Genomic DNA, 4,002 nt, shown 5'->3' with positions numbered 1-4,002 from the left:
AAGCAATCGCAAAGTCTCTGGGATTGCTTCGCTTCGCTCGCAATGACATCTTAGATTTAATCATGACTATCTACTTAATTTAAATAATTGTTCAGAGTCTCTTCTAAAGTAAAAGGACATTCTTGAGGAAAAAAATTTAATTTAATACCTGTTTCTTCAGATGCTTTGAGACGGGCTTTTTGATAACAATTTTCCAACGATTCCACAATTATAGGCTGTAAACTAGGGCTATCTTCTAATAAGACTTCAATACAGATGCGTTGTTCTATAATGGTACTGCGCCAACTTTCACTTCTTTTTTGTGGTTGATATTGCCATTTTATTAAGTGCATTAATAGTACAATTAATCGATTTTTTAACTCTCGTTTTTCACTTCTCCCCATGCTTTCAATTTCTTCGATTAAATTAGGTATGTCTACTTCATTAAATTTTTGCTCTTTTAACTGCTGAGCAACTGTTTTTGTCCACAAATAAAAGTCTTTGTTATATAGATTTTGGATATTAACAGATGAAGTATTCATATAATTTTTGTTAGTAGTCCAACACATTCAATTTAAGGTGAGCTAAAAAAGCCCACCTAATTTAAAATTACACCAATAAAGCTTGTGCTTCTTTGGAAATCACGCGCCCTTCATCCTCAAAACCAGCAATTTGATCGAAGTTCAAATAGCGATACAAATTATCAGCAAAAGGATCGATTTTCTTCGCCACAATATCTAAATATTCCGCTACTGTGGGAATGCGTCCTAATAGCGCGCAAACTGCGGCTAATTCTGCGGAACCAAGATACACTCTGGCATCTTTGCCCATGCGATTATTGAAGTTGCGAGTAGAGGTAGAAAATACTGTTGTTCCATCAGCGACTCGCGCTTGATTTCCCATACACAAACTGCATCCTGGCATTTCGGTTCTCGCACCCGCAGCCCCAAAAATGGCATACACTCCTTCTTCTTTTAATTGGTGTTCGTCCATGCGAGTTGGTGGTGCTATCCACAAGCGAGTTTTCACTTCACCTGCACCTTCCAAAACTTTCGCCATTGCTCGATAATGACCGATATTTGTCATACACGAACCCAGAAATACTTCTTGCACTGGGTCGTTAGCAACTTCCGATAATAATTTAACATTATCTGGGTCATTGGGAGCAGCAACAATTGGTTCTTTGATTTCGTTCAAATCAATTTCAATTATTTGGGCATACTCGGCATCGGCGTCGGCTTCTAATAACACGGGATTTGCTAACCATTCTTCCATTTTGGCAATGCGGCGGAGGATGGTACGGGCATCGTGATAGCCCCGTGCTATCATATTTTTCAAAAGTGCGACGTTAGAACGCAAATATTCTGAAATTGTCTCTACACTCAACTTAATGGTAGAACCTGCACAAGAACGTTCGGCGGTGGCGTCGGCGAGTTCAAAGGCTTGTTCAACTTTCAAATTTGGCAAACCTTCAATTTCTAAAATTCGCCCGGAGAAGACATTTTTCTTGTTTTGTTTCTCTACTGTTAGCAAACCTTGTTGAATTGCTACGTAGGGAATGGCATTGACAATATCCCGCAGGGTGACACCGGGTTGTAATTCACCTTTGAATCTTACCAAAACTGATTCTGGCATATCCAAAGGCATAACGCCCAAAGCCGCAGCAAAGGCTACTAACCCAGAACCGGCGGGGAAGGAAATTCCTAAGGGAAAGCGGGTATGGGAGTCGCCGCCTGTTCCCACGGTGTCTGGTAGCAGCATCCGGTTTAACCAAGAGTGGATGATACCATCGCCGGGACGCAAGGCGACACCGCCACGTTGGGCAAAAAAGTCGGGGAGGTCGTGGTGGGTTTTAATGTCTACTGGTTTGGGATAAGCTGCTGTATGACAGAAACTCTGCATTACTAAGTCTGCGCTGAAACCCAGACAAGCGAGTTCTTTTAATTCGTCGCGGGTCATGGGGCCCGTGGTATCCTGGGAACCAACGGTGGTCATGATGGGTTCGCAAGATGTACCGGGACGCACGCCAGCTAAGCCGCAAGCTTTACCAACCATTTTTTGTGCTAGGGTGTAGCCTTTGCCTGTGTCGCTTGGTTGTTGGGGACGGATAAAGACATTGCTGGGTTCTAAACCAAGGGCAAGGCGTGTTTTATCGGTGAGGGTACGCCCGATGAGTAGGGGGATGCGTCCACCTGCGCGGACTTCATCGAGGATGGTATCTGGTTTGAGGGTGAAGGTAGAAATAACTTCCCCTGCTTCGTTTGTAATTTCGCCTTTGTATGGGTGGATGGTAATAACCATGCCTGTTTCGAGTTTGGTGACATCGCACTGGATAGGCAAAGCACCGGCATCTTCAGCTGTGTTAAAGAAGATTGGGGCGATCGCACCACCTAAAATATACCCCCCTGCGCGTTTGTTGGGCACATAAGGTATATCATTTCCCAAATGCCACAACACCGAATTGATAGCAGACTTCCGCGAGGAACCAGTACCAACTACATCCCCCACATAAGCCACAGGATGTCCTTGCTTTTTCAGTTCGGCAATGGTTTCTAAACTTCCCGGTTGCCGTGACTCTAACATTACTAAGGCGTGTAAGGGAATATCCGGGCGAGTCGTGGCGCTTTGGGCGGGGGATAAGTCATCGGTGTTGGTTTCCCCAGGGACTTTAAAAACTGTAACAGTAATCGCTTCTGGTACAGTGGGGCGGGCAGTAAACCACTCACCTTCCGCCCAAGAGTCAATTACTAGTTTGGCATAGGGATTGGTTTTCGATAACTCCAAAACATCATGGAAAGCATCGTATACCAACAAAATTTTACTTAAGGCATTGGCGGCGTAGGCGGCGATGGGTTCCTTTCCTTGTCCTCCCATTACCAAAGGAGTTTCGGAAGAGTCGGATACCGATACGGTGGGCAATTGCAGCAAATCAATTAAAGCTTGCACGTTATAACCACCCACCATTGTGCCCAGCAATTGCACCGCTTGTATGGGGGAAATTAAAGGACTAGTGATTTCTTTTTTGGCAATACCTGTAAGAAATCCAGCTTTCACATAAGCCGCTGCATCGACACCAGGGGGGACGCGATCGCTCAATAAATGCAATAATGTATCTTCTTCACCCTTGGGCGGATTCTTCAGTAATTCACATAATTCTGAGGTTTGCTTCGCATCCAACGGTAAGGGGGGAATTCCTAATGCTGCCCTTTCGACGACGTGTTGACGGTATTGTTCTAGCATTTTTGTATTCTCCGTTGGCCTGTTCTACTCTTAATTATGAAATATTTTTAGGCAAGACTTTGCTATAAAAGTTTACCTTACTTTTATTACTCAAAGCTTTACTAGTAATAGCTTATTAGCAATTTAGTTTTATACTAAAAGTTTAGTTATCGTCTCTCAAATATTTTTAACTTTTTATAGACTCCGAATAAACTCGTTTAGAGGATCTTTTAAAACTCCTTAGTGATGTGGGAAATACTTTTAGATTCCCTTAAATCACCCTTCAAAAGGGGGACTTTGGTTCTGTTTCCTTCCTTTTTAAGAAAGGTTAGGGGGGATCGATAAGTGCCTAAAGTCACAGCTAACCACTTTCAAAACAACCTCTAAGTGTTGCTGTAAACTCCACCTTAGTTATAAATTAATTAATTTACTGAGAATTTATTCTGATTGTTGATTTAACCAAGCTTCTAAATCAGCAATACTAGAAAAATCTAATAACGCTTCTCCTAAGTTTTCTAATTGTTCAATTGATAATCCTGTAATTTGCTCGATTAATAACGCATTAATTTCACCAATACGGCGATTAAGTAGACGCAGTATCAAATCTCTTTCTCCTTTCTGTCTGCCTTCTTGTCTTCCTTCTTGTCTTCCTTCTTGTCTGCCTTCTTCTTTGGCTTGTTCTCTGTTTCTTTGATAAAGTGGTTCTAGTCGCATAATTAACTCCCGAGTGCGATTCGTTTAACCCAAATGAGTAGAAATACTCTCTTAAGGTTAGCTAGGTTAACCAACCTAGACAACTTGGAT

At 42.4% G+C, this 4,002-nt stretch carries 2 protein-coding genes and 1 pseudogene; all 3 read right to left on the bottom strand.

All coding sequences use genetic code 11. The features are described 5' to 3' along the window. Window positions 1-74: 74 nt before the first annotated feature. Window positions 75-521 carry a DUF29 domain-containing protein gene (locus GNE10_RS32560; protein WP_185570142.1) on the bottom strand — a complete coding sequence of 149 codons (447 nt, stop codon included), beginning with the start codon at window positions 519-521 and terminating at the stop codon, window positions 75-77. Window positions 522-588: 67 nt separating this feature from the next. Beyond that, entirely contained in the window at window positions 589-3,219 is a 2,631-nt protein-coding gene (gene acnB / locus GNE10_RS32555; protein ID WP_185570140.1) for a bifunctional aconitate hydratase 2/2-methylisocitrate dehydratase, read from the bottom strand. 417 nt (window positions 3,220-3,636) lie between these two features. Beyond that, window positions 3,637-3,924: pseudogene (locus tag GNE10_RS32550) on the bottom strand (DUF4351 domain-containing protein); the annotation flags it as partial. Window positions 3,925-4,002 lie beyond the last annotated feature (78 nt).

This window comes from Nostoc sp. 2RC (assembly GCF_014222165.1).
Lineage (GTDB): Bacteria > Cyanobacteriota > Cyanobacteriia > Cyanobacteriales > Nostocaceae > Nostoc > Nostoc linckia.
The sequence above is the reverse complement of the archived record's forward strand: the minus strand, read 5'-3'. Positions and strand labels throughout refer to the sequence as shown.

Bases quoted from the DNA above. Each gene is read 5' to 3' on its own strand.
- GNE10_RS32560 (WP_185570142.1), bottom strand. From the start codon at position 521: ATGAATACTTCATCTGTTAATATCCAAAATCTATATAACAAAGACTTT.
- acnB (WP_185570140.1), bottom strand. From the start codon at position 3,219: ATGCTAGAACAATACCGTCAACACGTCGTCGAAAGGGCAGCATTAGGA.